Origin of the sequence: Herbidospora solisilvae, from assembly GCF_009901565.1 — a bacterium.
Lineage (GTDB): Bacteria > Actinomycetota > Actinomycetes > Streptosporangiales > Streptosporangiaceae > Herbidospora > Herbidospora solisilvae.
This window is the reverse complement of sequence record NZ_WXEW01000010.1, coordinates 420037-431643: the sequence shown is the minus strand read 5'-3', so window position 1 is coordinate 431643 and position 11607 is coordinate 420037. Positions and strand designations below refer to the sequence as shown.

At 71.5% G+C, this 11607-nt stretch carries 13 protein-coding genes; 3 read left to right on the top strand and 10 right to left on the bottom strand.

Translation table 11 applies throughout. The annotated features are described in order from the left end of the window. The 4 genes from GT755_RS32645 to GT755_RS32630 all read right to left on the bottom strand — a co-directional run. A partial coding sequence (locus GT755_RS32645) for a non-reducing end alpha-L-arabinofuranosidase family hydrolase (RefSeq protein ID WP_202610742.1) occupies positions 1-769 on the bottom strand: 769 nt, incomplete at its 3' end. Positions 770-1050: 281 nt separating this feature from the next. Beyond that, positions 1051-1893, bottom strand: a complete 843-nt coding sequence (locus tag GT755_RS32640) for an esterase/lipase family protein (RefSeq protein WP_161483403.1) — start codon at positions 1891-1893, stop codon at positions 1051-1053. A gap of 78 nt (positions 1894-1971) precedes the next feature. Further along, positions 1972-2721: an SDR family NAD(P)-dependent oxidoreductase gene (locus GT755_RS32635; RefSeq protein WP_161483402.1), complete on the bottom strand. Its 750-nt coding sequence runs from the start codon at positions 2719-2721 to the stop codon at positions 1972-1974. 23 nt (positions 2722-2744) lie between these two features. After that, the gene (locus GT755_RS32630; RefSeq protein ID WP_161483401.1) at positions 2745-3116 is read right to left on the bottom strand and encodes a hypothetical protein; all 372 of its coding nucleotides are present in this window, start codon (positions 3114-3116) and stop codon (positions 2745-2747) included. Between the two features lie 205 nt (positions 3117-3321). On the opposite strand from GT755_RS32630, the gene GT755_RS32625 reads away from it, so the two are divergent. The 3 genes from GT755_RS32625 (at position 3322) to GT755_RS32615 (ending at position 6573) form a co-directional block, all read left to right on the top strand. Next, complete coding sequence (locus tag GT755_RS32625; RefSeq protein WP_161483400.1) at positions 3322-3798, top strand: MarR family winged helix-turn-helix transcriptional regulator; 477 nt, start codon at positions 3322-3324, stop codon at positions 3796-3798. A 374-nt stretch (positions 3799-4172) separates the two neighbouring features. Next, positions 4173-5501, top strand: coding sequence for a cellulose binding domain-containing protein (locus tag GT755_RS40175; protein WP_328794654.1), 1329 nt, complete (start codon positions 4173-4175; stop codon positions 5499-5501). Between the two features lie 217 nt (positions 5502-5718). Further along, positions 5719-6573: an SAM-dependent methyltransferase gene (locus GT755_RS32615; RefSeq protein ID WP_161483398.1), complete on the top strand. Its 855-nt coding sequence runs from the start codon at positions 5719-5721 to the stop codon at positions 6571-6573. Here the strand turns inward: GT755_RS32615 and GT755_RS32610 are convergent. The 6 genes from GT755_RS32610 to GT755_RS32585 all read right to left on the bottom strand — a co-directional run bounded on the left by GT755_RS32610 (position 6570) and on the right by GT755_RS32585 (position 11508). After that, positions 6570-7361 (bottom strand): SDR family NAD(P)-dependent oxidoreductase, encoded by a 792-nt coding sequence (locus GT755_RS32610; protein ID WP_161483397.1) that lies wholly within the window; start codon positions 7359-7361, stop codon positions 6570-6572. The two genes, GT755_RS32615 and GT755_RS32610, sit on opposite strands and share 4 nt — an antisense overlap. Before the next feature lie 27 nt (positions 7362-7388). Then, positions 7389-7973 carry a TetR/AcrR family transcriptional regulator gene (locus tag GT755_RS32605; RefSeq protein WP_161483396.1) on the bottom strand — a complete coding sequence of 195 codons (585 nt, stop codon included), beginning with the start codon at positions 7971-7973 and terminating at the stop codon, positions 7389-7391. Then, the gene (locus tag GT755_RS32600) at positions 7970-9226 is read right to left on the bottom strand and encodes an RNA polymerase sigma factor (protein ID WP_161483395.1); all 1257 of its coding nucleotides are present in this window, start codon (positions 9224-9226) and stop codon (positions 7970-7972) included. Before GT755_RS32600 ends, GT755_RS32605 begins: the two co-directional genes overlap by 4 nt. Further along, positions 9226-9600, bottom strand: a complete 375-nt coding sequence (locus tag GT755_RS32595; RefSeq protein WP_161483394.1) for a YciI family protein — start codon at positions 9598-9600, stop codon at positions 9226-9228. The genes GT755_RS32600 and GT755_RS32595 overlap by 1 nt, the downstream gene beginning before the upstream one ends. A 96-nt stretch (positions 9601-9696) precedes the next feature. Then, positions 9697-10032, bottom strand: coding sequence for a VOC family protein (locus tag GT755_RS32590; RefSeq protein WP_161483393.1), 336 nt, complete (start codon positions 10030-10032; stop codon positions 9697-9699). A 27-nt stretch (positions 10033-10059) separates the two neighbouring features. Beyond that, positions 10060-11508, bottom strand: coding sequence for an alpha/beta fold hydrolase (locus GT755_RS32585; RefSeq protein WP_161483392.1), 1449 nt, complete (start codon positions 11506-11508; stop codon positions 10060-10062). Positions 11509-11607: the final 99 nt, after the last annotated feature.

The following is an 11607-nucleotide window of genomic DNA, read 5'->3' as shown; positions in this document are numbered from 1 at the left end:
CCGAGGTCATCGCGTTCTGGCTCGCCGAGGCCATCTGCGAGTAGTTGGTGAACAGCCCGAAGTTCATCGAACCCCAGCTCGACCCGAAGTCGTGCGTGGTGGCGTACACGAGCTGCTGCCCGTTGTACGGGGCGACGGTGAAGTCCTTCAGCGACACCCAGCCCGAACGCGGCTGCGCCAGCGCGCCGGTGGACGTCCACCGGTAGGTCGACGGCAGGTTGCACGTGGGCGTGGGTGACGGCGTCGGGCTCAGGCTCGGGGTCGGCGTGGGGCTGGGCGTCGGCGTGGGGCTCGGCGTGGGCGTCGGGGTCGGGGTGGGCGTGCCGGGGTTGCCGGTGCAGGGGACGCCGTTCAGGGAGAACGCGGTCGGCGACGGGTTGCTGCCGCTGGAGGAGCCGTTGAAGCCGAAGCCGGTGCTGCCGCCGGAGGGGATCGCGGCGTTGTAGGGCATGTTGGTGGCGGTCACCGTCGAACCCGACTGGGAGGGTGTGGCGTTCCACATCTGGCTGATCTGCTGGCCGGAGCCGAATGTCCAGGTCAGCTGCCAGCCGCTCACCGCGTCACCCAGGTTGTTGATGGTGACGTTGGCGCCGAAGCCGCCCGGCCACGACGAAGTGACGGTGTAGTCGACCCGGCAGGCGACGGCGGCCTGCGCGGGCTGGGTGGCCACCAGTCCGGCCGCCGTCAGCAGGATCGGGAGGCTGATGATCGCGAACCGGCGGCGCACGGCCGATCGGCGCGACGTCCGCGTTCGCCAGGGCAGGCGCATGGGGGTGCTCCTCGTTCTTCGTCTGTGGGGACGTGGTCGTTCGCGGTCAACTGAGGCTGATAGCGTTAACAAACGGTGCGCGGAGCTAATACGAGGGGATCGATTCGCGTCAAGGCGGCCCCTGGGCGCGTGCTTTCGCGCCGTCCGCCCCGGCGAGGCCCTTTTTCTGCTCTTACGGTCCCGTGGCCGGACCGTACAAGATCGCTTCGGTGCTGAAACGTTCACGTCGGCGAAACTTACGTCGATCCGGGCCACGTCCAGAAAGCGGTTCGGCTCGTAACTTACGGAAGCGGGGTCGCCGGGGCGTCGAGTTCGTCGAGCACGATCTGATGCACCACCGGGTCGTGGTTGACGGCCGCGTGACCGCTGAAGTCGAGCGGGGCACGGTCCTGGAGCAGGATGTTGCGGACCGCGTCGCCGGTCAGGAAACTCGACGTGTACGGCGTGACCACCCGGTCGAACCTCGTGGCGATCACCGTGTAGTCCACCCCGGGAACCGTGTCGCCCCCGTCGTTCAGCGTCTTCATGAAGTCGGAGCCGGCCATCTGCTGCTGACAGGCCTGGCACACCAGCGCGACGGCCGGGCTGAGCCCGAGCAGCCGGGCCAGGTCGACCAGCCCGCTGGAACTCGTGCCGTGGTTGGACGGCGTGACGCCGATCAGCCGGTGCACCTTCGCCGCGCCGTTCAGGAACTTGAGGTAGTAGCGCGGCATCATCCCGCCCTGAGAATGACCGACGACGTCGACCTCGGACGCCCCGGTCGCCGCGAGCACCCTGTCGACGAAGTCCGACAACTCCTGGGCCGAGCGGGAGATGTCGCCCACGCCGTGCACCGGCCCCGTGGCCGGGACCCGGCCGTAGTTGAGCGCGAAGACGCAGTGGCCCGCCAGCTTCAGCCTCGGCGACAGGGTCGCCCAGTTGCCCGCCATGTCCTCGAACGTGCCGTGGACCAGCACCACCGGACGCGGGCGGAGCGGCGACGGCTCGCAGGTCCAGATGTTGGCGCCGAGCGGCGAGATGTCGGCGGCGGCGGGGGCGGCGGTCAGGCCGGCGCCGGCCGTCAGGACCACGGCCAGCGTGGCGGCCCACGTCGCGACCCGCCGGACACCCTGATTGATCGTCATCCCTCAATTGCGCCGCCTGACCAGGGGGAATCCGCGCAACACCCGCCGTCCCAGGAGATCACTTGCAGTGATCATTACTTACTGCGGCAGTCCCTGGTAGTCGGCCGGCCCGGCGATCTGGCCCCCGTCGCCGGCGACCTCCGCGCCGGTGACGAACCGCGAGTCGTCGCTCGCGAAGAACAACACGATCGCCGCGATGTCGTCGGGCTCGCCGACGCGTCCGAGTGCGACGTTCCGGGTGTCGAAGACGACGCCCTCGGTCATCGGGGTGCGGATCTGCCCCGGGTGCACGGCGTTGACCCGGATGCCGAAGACGCCGAGCTCCAGGGCGGCGGTCTTGGTGAGACCGCGTACCCCCCATTTTGAGACGACGTACCCGGACATCCTCGGCACTCCTTGGAGTGCGCCGACCGAGCCGATGTTGACGATCGAGCCGCCGCCGGCCCGTCTCATCGCCGGGACCACGGCCTGGACGCCGTTGAAGACGCCGACCAGGTTGACGTCGAGCGTGCGCCGCAACCGGGCGGCGTCCCACTCCTCCAGCGGCGCCGGGTCGGCCACGCCCGCGTTGTTGACCAGGACGTCGACCGAGCCGAACCTCTCCTCGGTACGCGCGACGACCTCGGCCCACTGCTCTTCCGACCGCACGTCGAGCCGTTCGGCGACCACGCGCGGGCCGAGGCCGGCCGCCAGGCTCCGTGCCGCGTCCTCGTCGACGTCGGCGACGACGACGTTCGCGCCCTCCGCCGCCAGGCGGCGTACCGTGGCCGCGCCCATGCCCATGGCCCCGCCGGTGACGATGGCCGTCTTCCCCGCCACACGATCCATCGTGGGCTCCTTTCCCATGTCGTTCACTCGTCGTCGAAGTCGGTGCCGCGCGACAGGGGCTCCCAGGCGGCGCGTTCGGCCGCTGCGGCGAGGCGGCCGAAGGTGTCGTCGCCGAACGCCGGGCGCAGAGGCGTGCCGGGGGCGTCCAGGGCGGCGAGGATGGCGGCGGCGATCTTCCGGGGGTCGCCGGGCCGGTGGCCGGCGACCTCGGCCACGTGGGCGCGCAGCTCGCCGACCGTCTCCCCGTATCCGGGGATCCGGGCGGCGACCGGCTCCGCGGCTCCGTCGGTGCGGCGGTCGGTCAGCACGGCCGTGTCCCTCGTCTCCAGGGCCACCCGTGCGATCTCGCGGCCGAGGCCGGAGGCGGCACCGGTGACCAGCCAGATTCGTTCCATGATCACTTCTTTCCATATGGGTGGGTGATGCATCACCCTGAGAAGGATGATGCATCACCCTTTTTGAAATGGCAAATATCGGCATATGTCCGGTCAAGCCCCTGGAGCTGGGGTGACGTGTCATCACCCCGCCTCGACGGGGCTTCTGCCGAGCAGTCCTGATTCGGCGAAGGGGGACGTGTCATCCATTCGGTAGCCTGGGTGGATGACCGAGCCCGGGGAGCTGAGCGACCGCGAGCGGCGTGCCTGGTACGCCTTCCTCACCATGCAGGAGGACCTGCGCCGCCACATGAACCGGCAACTGCTCAACGACACCGGCCTGTCGCTGGCCGACTACGCCGTCCTCAGCACGTTGTGGATGCAGCCGGACAACAGCCTGCGCGTCTTCGAACTGCGCGAACGGCTCCGCTGGGAGAAGACCCGGCTCACGCACCAGATCTCGCGGATGGTCACGCGCGGACAGGTCGAGCGCAACCCCTGCGCCGACGACCCCCGCGGCCAGCAGATCACCCTCACCCCCGCCGGCCACGAGGCCATCACCAAGGCCGTCCCGCTGCACATCGACTACGTCCGCCGCGTCTTCCTCGACGTCGTCACCCCACGCCAGCTCGACAGCCTGGCCGCACTGTCGGAGGCCGTCCTCGACAACCTCACCACCGACGAGGACCCCGCCGACACCTGACCTCAACGACGAGGGGCCGGCGATCCCGTGCGCTCCGGTCGCGACGGCGTGCTGAAAATTACACCTCCGCCGGGTCCAGCGCTCAACGCATCCCTGGTGGCACGCGCGTGAATCGGCCGATTTCGCCTCTCGACGGTCCGAACGCCATTCTTGACAGCCGCTCCGACGCCTGCCTACGGTGACCGCGAAATCCGGATGTTAGCGATAACAGCATGCCGTTTCGCTTCTCTTGCCGCCAGGCCGGTCCCGTGGCCCGGCCGTCTCCCGGCAGGAGAATCCGGCAATCCGTCCAGTCGCGTCGGCGCGGGGATTCGCCGCTCGGAAGGGACGGAAAGGAGCCCGGTCTCCGGCACCCAACCCCCCAAGGAACTCACGTGATCACACGAACTCGATCGGTCCTCGCCGCCGCCGGGGCCGCGGCGCTCGTCATCCTGGCCTGGGGTCCCGCCGCGTCGGGCCACAGCGCCGCCGGGCCCTCGGGTGAGGCGGCCGTCCTGGCCGCGACCGCGGGCTGCGGCAAGACGCCCACCCTGCGCAGTGGCACCTACTCGCTCCAGCACAACGGCAAGAGCCGGTCGTACATCCTGCGGGTGCCGGACAACTACGACAACACCCGGCCCTACCGCCTGGTCTTCGGGTTCCACTGGCTGAACGGCACCGCCACCGACGTGGCCACCGGGCAGACCGTCCAGCGGGACCTGTGGTCCTACTACGGCCTGCAGCGACTGGCGAACAACAGCGCCATCTTCGTCGCGCCCCAGGGGCTCAACAACGGGTGGGCCAACTCCGGCGGCGAGGACGTCACGCTCGTCGACACCATCATCGGCCAGATCGAGTCCGACCTGTGCGTCGACACCGCCCAGCGGTTCGCGGTCGGCTTCAGCTACGGCGGCGCCATGTCGAACGCGCTGGCGTGCGCGCGGTCCAACGTCTTCCGCGCGGTCGCGGTGCAGTCGGGCGCGCAGCTGAGCGGGTGCAGCGGCGGCACCCAGCCGATCGCCTACCTCGGCATCCACGGGCTGCGCGACAACGTGCTGGCGATCTCGCAGGGGCGGACGCTGCGCGACCGGTTCGTCCGCAACAACGGCTGCACGGCGCAGAACCCGCCGGAGCCCTCCCAGGGCAGCCTGTCGCACCGGGTCACCACCTACTCCGGATGCCAGGCCGGCTATCCGGTCGCCTGGGCGGCCTTCGACGAGGGCCACATCGCCGCCCCGCAGGACGGCGCGACCGGTGACAGCGGGTCCCGGACCTGGGTGCCGGCCGAGGTGTGGCGCTTCTTCACGCAGTTCACCTCGCCCACGCCCTCGCCGAGCCCCTCGCCGTCGGCCTCGCCCAGTCCTTCGCCGAGCCCGTCGCCCAGTCCTTCGCCGAGTCCGGGCACGGGGGCGTGCCGGGTGTCGTACACGATGAACGCCTGGAACAACGGGTTCACGGCCGCGATCAGGATCACCAACACCGGGCCGACGGCGTTGAACGGCTGGTCGCTGCGCTTCACCCTGCCGTCGGGGCAGGCCATCACCGGCGGGTGGAACGCCGCCTACAGCCCGGCCGGCGGGGCGGTGACCGCGACCAACGTCGGTTACAACGCCAACCTGGCGGCGGGCGCGACGCTCGACATCGGCTTCCAGGCCACCCACACGGGCAACACCGCGGCGCCGGCGTCGTTCACGCTCAACGGCGCCTCCTGTACGACCGCCTGACGGCCGGCTCGTGCGGGAATGAACGCCTCCATTCCCGCACGAGCCCCCGCGATCAGTCGGATTCGCGCGAATGCAGCAGAAATGTCCGACAGAAAGTCCGGCGACCGATTTCAGACCGGCGATCGCAACCATAATTTGATCTGCTATCAGGTCATATCACCACCTGACGAGCTACGGTGTGAGCGTTAACACAGAAAGACGACTGAGGGAGAAAGTAATGGCCGGTTTCCCCAACGGTCCCAGGGCCGAGTCCGCCGGTGACGCTCCGCCGCTCACCCGGATCGATCCGACGATCCCTCACCCCGCCCGCATCTACGACTACCTCCTCGGCGGCAAGGACCACTTCGCCGCCGACCGCGAGGCAGGCGAGCAGCTCATCAAGTTGTCGCCGGGCACCCGCGAGGGGGTGCGCGCCCATCGGGCCTTCCTCAGCCGGGCCGTGCGCCACCTCGCCGAGGCCGGCATCCGGCAGTTCCTCGACATCGGCACCGGCATCCCGACGCAGGGCAACACCCACGAGATCGCCCAGGCGGTCAACCCCGCCTCCCGGGTGGTGTACGTCGACAACGACCCGATCGTCCTGGTGCACGGGCGGGCGCTGCTGACCAGCAGCGACGAGGGCCGGACCACCGTCATCGAGGCCGACTTACGCGATCCCGACCACATCCTGTCGCACCGCGAGGTGGTCGACGTGCTCGACTTCTCCCAGCCGGTCGGGATCATCATGGCCGGGGTGCTGCACTTCGTCACCGACGGCGACAAGCCGGGCGAGCTCGTCGAGCACTACAAGGCGGTCGTGCCGTCGGGAAGCCACCTGCTGCTGTCGCACATCACACTCGACTTCGCGCCGCAAGTGGAGGAGGACCAGTTCACCAAGCCCTACGACAAGGGCCCGGCGTCCATGGTCCCCCGGACCCACGCGCAGGTGACGAGCTTCTTCGACGGGTGGACGCTGGTGCCTCCGGGCGTCGTCGAGGTCGTCACCTGGCGGCCGGACGAGGACGAGTACCAGGCTCCCATCCCCGGCGGCGGGCACGCGTGGGCCTACGGCGGCGTGGCCGTCAAACCCTAGAACGCGCTCCGCACGGTCCCGCCGTCGACGCGGAGGGTCGCGCCGCTGACGTAGTCCGCGTACGGGCCGCACAGGTAGGCGACGGCTCCGGCGATCTCGTCGGGGCGGCCGAACCGGTCGGCGTCGTTGGGCACCCACTCGTCGGAGGCGGCCCGTTCCAGGTCCGCCCACTCCCCCGACCAGCCGCGCGCGGGCGCGATCTGGGTGACGAGCTCCCGCACGTGGTCGACGAGCACGGCCCCCGGTGACACGACGTTGGAGGTCACGCCGGTGCCCTTGAGCTCGCGCGCGAGCGAGGTGGCGAGGTTGTGGCGGGCGGCGAGGGTCGCGTTGTAGTGGGGCGCGTCGGCCATCGGCTGGGAGGCCAGCCCGCCGCCGATCTGGATCACCCGCCCCCATCCGCGTGCCCGCATGCCGGGCACGAGGCGGCGGATCATGCGGGCCGCCGCGATGACGTTGACGTTGTAGATGCCGGCCCAGTCGCCGGAGCTCAGCTCGTCCCACCCGAGCCGGTCGTAGACGCCGGCGTTGTTGACGAGGATGTCGACCGGCCCGGCGCTCGCGGCGACGGCGTCGGCCTCATCGTCCGTGCCGAGATCGCCGACGGCGGTCACGGCGGCGCCTCCCTCTTCGCGGATCGCCTCGGCGACGGCCTCGGTCCGGGCGGCGTTCCGCCCGTGGACGACGACTTCGGCCCCCTCGGTGGCGAGCAGCCGGGCGATGGCCTCGCCGAGGCCCGAGCTCGATCCGGTGACGAGGGCCCGGCGGCCCTTCAGGTGCAGATCCATGGTTCTCTCTCCTCTGGTGTCCTGGTCTCAACGGGGAGGTCGGGGTAATCCGTTGAGCCAGTCGGGCACCAGCCCGACGAGGAGGTCGAGCAGGTCGTCGCGCGAGCAGTCGATCTCCCCCAGCAACCACGCGACCACCGCCGAGGCCAGCCCCGACCCGACCATCACGGCCGCCGTGGCCCGTTCGGCGCTGGATCGCTCCGGCGCGGCGACTTCGAGGTAGCCGGTCAGGTTGGCCCGGATCCGCTCCCCGAAGAGCACCCGGGCGTCCCCTCCGGCGGTCGAGGTGAACACCGCCACCAGGTCGGCCCGCTGCCCTTCGACCTGGTCGAGGATGCGCCCCACCACGACCCGCGAGGCCTCGACGCCCTCGGCCGCCCCGCTGGTGCGGGCCCGCAGGTCCTCGACCGAGATCTCGATGAGGGCCTGCTCCAGTACGTAGAGGGCGAGCTCACTGGTGGAGTCGAAGTGGGCGTAGAACGACGACCGGTTGAGCCCGGCCCGCTCGACGATGGCGCTGACCGAGACGGGCGCCTCCCCGGCGACGGCGGTGAACGCCTGAGCGAGCCGGTTCCTGGTGCGAACGGCCCGCGGGTCGGTGCTGCGGTTCATGCCTCGACGATACCACTTCTCCAACACTTGTCGGAGAAGTCGAGCGCCGCCGCCTTGCGGAGCAGGACCGTGCGTTCGCGGTCGTTGGCGCACAACCGGGCGGCCGTCTCCAGTTCGGCGCGGGCCTCCGGCAGCCGGCCGAGGCGGGTCAGGAGTTCGCCGCGTACGGTCGGGACGAGGTGCGAACCCGGGAGGCGGCCGGCGGCGATCAGGGCGTCCACGATGACCAGGGCCTGGGCCGGGTCGCCGGCCATGGCGACGGCGACGGCGCGGTTGAGGTCGACCAGCGGCGAGGGGGCGACGCGGCCGAGGGCCTCGTAGAGGAGCACGATCCGGTCCCAGTCGGTCGCCTCGGCCGAGGGGGCAGCGGTGTGGACGGCGGCGATCGCGGCCTGGAGGGCGTAGGGGCCGAGGCCTCGCTTCGTGGCCCTGGCCAGGGCGGTCAGGCCGCGGTGGATCGCCGCGGGGTCCCACGACCGGCGGTCCTGGGCGTCGAGCAGGATGGGGGTGCCGTCTGGCGCGGTGCGGGCGGGGAAACGCGCGGCCGTCAGCTCGCACAGGGCCAGCAGGCCGTGCACCTCCGGCTCGTCGGGCTGCAGCGCGGCCAGGGTCCGGGTCAGCCGGATCGCCTCGTACGCGACGTCGGGGCGCAGCAGCCGGTCGCCCGACGTGGCCGTCGAGCCCTCGGTGAAGATCACGTAGAGGACGCTCAATACGCCGGCCAACCGGTCGCGGCGCTCGTGGGCGGGCGGGAGCTCGAACGGCACCCCGGCCGCCGCGATCGTCTTCTTGGCCCGGGTGATCCGGGCCTGCACCGTCGGGACGGGCACCAGGAACGCGCGGGCGATCTCCTCGCTGGACAGACCGCCGACGACACGCAGTGTCAGCGCCACCCGGGCCTCGCGGGAGAGCACCGGGTGGCAGCTCACGAACATCAGCGCCAGGACGTCGTCACCGATCCCGTCGGGGTCGGCCTCCCGCTCGGCCGTCTCCGCACCGGCCGCGAGCAGGGCGTAGCGGTCGTGGAGGGCGGCCCGGCGGCGGATCGTGTCGATCGCCCGACGCCGGGCCGCGGCCATCAGCCAGCCGGCCGGGTTGGCCGGGGAGGCGCGCGGCCACGACGTCAGCGCCTCGGTCACCGCCTCCTGGGCGGCGTCCTCGGCCAGCCCGAAGTCGCCGGTCAACCGGGTCAGCGCGGCGACGATCCGGGCCGACTCGACCCGCCAGACGGCCTCGACGTCGGTGGTGTCCATCAGGCCCGGCTGCCGGGCGGGACCTCGTCGGCCTCGGCCACCCGCCGGATCTCGATCTTGGAGCCGCGGACCGCCGGGACCCGCGTGGCCCACTCGACCGCCTCCTCCCCCGTGGCGACCTCGATGAGGAAGTAGCCGCCGAACAGTTCCCTGGTCTCGCCGTAGGGCCCGTCGGTGACCACCGGGGTCTCGCCGCCGAAGTCGACGACGACGCCGCGCGCCGGATCGTCCAGGCCCTCGGCCGCGAGGAGGACGCCGGCCTTCATCATGTCCTCGATGAACCGGCCGGTCGCGGCCATCGCCTCGTCGATCGAGGCCATCATGGCCGCGTTGCTCTCGTCGGTGCCCCGCATGATCAGCATGTACCTCGGCATCGTGTCCTCCTTGTCGGGCGGGGCCGCCTTCCGGCCCGCGCACCCCCTTGTCGAACGGGCGGTCCGCGGATCGACACGGCCCGGGGAAAATCCTCCTCAGGCGGGGCCTCCGCCGATCCCGACCTCGTTGCCGTCGGGGTCGTGGTAGGTCGCCTTGCGGACGCCGTTCTCGTAGGTCTCCCGCGTGACCGGGTCGATGCCGCGCGCGGAGATCGCCGCCACCCGGGCGTCGTAGTCGTCGACGAAGAGGGTCTGCAGGGCGCGGCCCGCGCGTTCGGGACGGAGCTCGACGTAGAGGTAGCGGTGTTCGGCCAGCTCCCACACGGCCTCGACGTCGTTGGGGAAGAACGCCGGGGGCGCGCCCAGGAGACGTTCGTACCAGTCCAGGGCGCGCCGGTAGTCGGTGACGGGGATTCCCGCGAACAGGTCCATGCGGCCCACTCTAGGATCGCGGCGCGATCACTCGGCGGGGCAGACGGTGCCGGGAGGGGGCAGCCTCAGGTGGGTGAGGTAGCTGGTCGCGTGCCGGATCGGGCAGGCCTTCCCCGACAGGTACAGCGCGTGACCGGGGCCGTCGTAGGCGACGGTCACCGATCCGGGGATCCGGCCGGTCAGGGACTCGGTCCACACGTGGTCGCCCCACGTGCTGCCCGCGCCCAGGAACGGCGGCAGGCCGCGGGTGGGCAGGGGCCGCGACGGGTTGGCGACCGGCAGCGGCCAGCCGGTGCAGCCCAGGGTGTCGAACGCCGCTCCCTGGAAGTCCGGCGAGATCCGCCGCGCCTGCCGGCGGAACTCCTCCAACTGGGCGTAGCCGGTGTAGCTGCGGCCGTCGCCGCAGGTCATCGCCAGGATGCCGGGGGTGGCCCAGACGCGCGCGGTGCCGATGACGCCGTCGGCGAAGCCGGACCCGTCGCCCCTGGCGGCCTTGTCGATCGCGTCGGCGAAAGCCAGCCATCGGGTGTTCTCGGGGCCGGGATCGGCCATGAAGCCGAAGCTCCGCAGGTGCCATCCGGTCAGCTCGACCTCGCCGAAGTGGGCCGACGTCGCCCGGATCGGCGTGCGGTCGGCGCCCTCGGTGAGATCGCGCCAGGTCGCCTTCACGTCGCGCCCGTGCAACGCGCAGGCGGGGGTGGCCGCGCACCAGGCGGCGAACCGGGTGAAGGTCGCGTCCCGGACGGGCAGCGTGCGGAGCGTCTGGTCGAGCCAGCCGTCGACGTGGTCGGGGGTCCCGTCGACGTACATGGCCCGGATGCGCTGCGGGAACAGCCGGGCGTACGCGACGGCGGCCACCCCTCCGTAGGAGTTGGCCATGAAGCTGAGCCGTTCCTCGCCGAGGGCCCGGCGGACGGCGTCCATGTCCCTGGCGACCGACAACGAGTCCATGGCGCCGAACAGTCCGGTCGGGTCCGCCTCCCGGCAGGCTTCGAAGCCCTTGGCCATCGTCTCGGCCAGGGCGCGGTACTCCTTCGGGCTCGCCGGTTCGGACAGCGTCGTCGCGGGTCGTTCGCAGGCCGGGGGCAGCCGGTCGAGCCACACGCTGGTGCGCGGGTTGTAGGCGACGAGGTCGAACCTGCGCCGCAACCCGGTGAGGTCGGCGGCGGCCCGTCGCAGGTCCTCGACGCCCTTGGCCCCGGGGCCGCCGGGCACGCCGAGCACGCTGCCGATCCGCCGGGCGGGCTCGGTGGCGGGTAATCGGGCCAGGTCCAGGGTGATCGTCGCTCCGTGGGGTCGGGCCCAGTCGACGGGCACCTCGATCGCGGCGCACTCCAGGTCCGCCGGTGTGTCCGGACCCGCGCAGGCGCGCCAGAACGGTTCCCGGGCCGCCGCCGGGGTCGCCGCCGTCAGCGCCGTCAGCGTCAGGCCGATGAGCAGCGCGGCGTGTCGTCGCCGCCGTCGGTTCGTCATCATGGTGGTCACTATGCGGGCGCGGATCAGACGGCACCACGAGGACGTCCTCCGGACCTTTTCCGGATGTCCTCCATGGTCGTCCGCGGCGGGGCGCGAGCT

Coding starts and splice junctions, on each gene's coding strand:
- GT755_RS32640 (WP_161483403.1), bottom strand. CDS start 1,893: ATGACGATCAATCAGGGTGTCCGGCGGGTCGCGACGTGGGCCGCCACG.
- GT755_RS32635 (WP_161483402.1), bottom strand. CDS start 2,721: ATGGATCGTGTGGCGGGGAAGACGGCCATCGTCACCGGCGGGGCCATG.
- GT755_RS32630 (WP_161483401.1), bottom strand. CDS start 3,116: ATGGAACGAATCTGGCTGGTCACCGGTGCCGCCTCCGGCCTCGGCCGC.
- GT755_RS32625 (WP_161483400.1), top strand. CDS start 3,322: ATGACCGAGCCCGGGGAGCTGAGCGACCGCGAGCGGCGTGCCTGGTAC.
- GT755_RS32615 (WP_161483398.1), top strand. CDS start 5,719: ATGGCCGGTTTCCCCAACGGTCCCAGGGCCGAGTCCGCCGGTGACGCT.
- GT755_RS32610 (WP_161483397.1), bottom strand. CDS start 7,361: ATGGATCTGCACCTGAAGGGCCGCCGGGCCCTCGTCACCGGATCGAGC.
- GT755_RS32605 (WP_161483396.1), bottom strand. CDS start 7,973: ATGAACCGCAGCACCGACCCGCGGGCCGTTCGCACCAGGAACCGGCTC.
- GT755_RS32600 (WP_161483395.1), bottom strand. CDS start 9,226: ATGGACACCACCGACGTCGAGGCCGTCTGGCGGGTCGAGTCGGCCCGG.
- GT755_RS32595 (WP_161483394.1), bottom strand. CDS start 9,600: ATGCCGAGGTACATGCTGATCATGCGGGGCACCGACGAGAGCAACGCG.
- GT755_RS32590 (WP_161483393.1), bottom strand. CDS start 10,032: ATGGACCTGTTCGCGGGAATCCCCGTCACCGACTACCGGCGCGCCCTG.
- GT755_RS32585 (WP_161483392.1), bottom strand. CDS start 11,508: ATGATGACGAACCGACGGCGGCGACGACACGCCGCGCTGCTCATCGGC.